Origin of the sequence: Bacteroides mediterraneensis (assembly GCF_900128455.1) — a bacterium.
Taxonomy (GTDB): Bacteria; Bacteroidota; Bacteroidia; order Bacteroidales; family Bacteroidaceae; genus Phocaeicola; species Phocaeicola mediterraneensis.
Genome location: NZ_LT635786.1, coordinates 1 through 1,204, shown reverse-complemented (window position 1 = coordinate 1,204; position 1,204 = coordinate 1). Strand labels below are relative to the sequence as shown.

Here is a 1,204-nt window from a genome sequence, read left to right as displayed (position 1 = left end):
ACTTATGGAAGCCTGATAACGGAAGTGTGCTTTTTTTATCAGACGGGCATTCCGGCTTTGATTCCGGTTATCCAGTTCAGCCTGTATAAGCAGTTGCAGACCGTCTTTCAAGGAGAGCGACTCTGCCTGTCGCGTCTCCTGCATGGTAGCCCAGTAATGGGCCATTCCGGGCATCTTAAGGTTTCTTAGAGCATTGATAATTTCATCCATCGTTATTTGTTTTGAGTGTTAGAAGTCTGTCATTTGAACTGTGATTTCCCACGGATATTACAGTGCTGCGGAGGAGCAAAGGAAAATGAAGGTTGCCCCACACCGGCACACTTGCTCTCTACCAGTAAACGGATAAAGCGATAGTTGCATCTGTCTACATTCAGGGCTGTCTCGCAGGCTTTCTGGAAAACGGCCGGATCACTGCTCCTTTGCAGGTTTAGAAGCCCGTCGCAGGTCTTGTAATGAGTCTCCGGAGGCATTGTGGAAGAATAAAATATGCGGCGGATTACATCTCCAAGTATGCCGGATGCACGCTCGGCACGCTCTATGTATGATTTTGCACTCATCCCTCTGTATTCCCGGGAGTTGCTTGCAAGATGCTCCTTTACGATAGTATACTTTCCCCTGTTGTAATCACGTATGTGAGTGGCTACAAGTTCACCGTCCACATATACTTTTACCAATGTGCGTGTATATGCAACATGTGCAGTTTTGGATATATACTGATAGGGTACTGTATAATAGTGCTGGTCACGTCCGAGATAGATACAGCAGTTGGTTGACACCTTCAAATCGGTATATGACACAATCTCAAAATCCCTGTCAGGCAGCGGCATAAGATTAGGCCTGTCTACGGCAAGGAACCGTTCCTCACGCGTATAAGGATGCTTCTGCATGCGTTTCTGGTTGTGCGCTTTCATTTTGAGCGAGGCTGCCCGGTTAAGCTCTTCCAGTGAATGGAAGGTTTCATTGCGGAGTTCGGCAAACACACGCATATAGACAAGCCTCACGGTCCCTTCCACGTTGCTTTTATCTTTTGGGTGTGCGGGACGTGCCGGTATGATGACCGTACCGTAATGATTGGCCATATCCTCCATTACACGGTTAAGTGAAGGCTCATATCTGTCGGTCTTGACAACAGCAGCTTTAAGGTTGTCAGGGACAAGCATCTTTGGTACGCCGCCAAGATGTTTCAGGCACTGCGTTATGGCAT

At 47.7% G+C, this 1,204-nt stretch carries 2 protein-coding genes; both read right to left on the bottom strand.

The window, feature by feature from the left end:
- Window positions 1–210 (bottom strand): ATP-binding protein (locus tag BQ7480_RS17315; protein ID WP_235816749.1); only part of this gene is annotated, 210 nt, incomplete at its 3' end.
- A gap of 29 nt (window positions 211–239) precedes the next feature.
- Window positions 240–1,204: transposase family protein (locus BQ7480_RS17955; RefSeq protein WP_139255836.1), on the bottom strand; the 965-nt coding region annotated here is incomplete at its 5' end.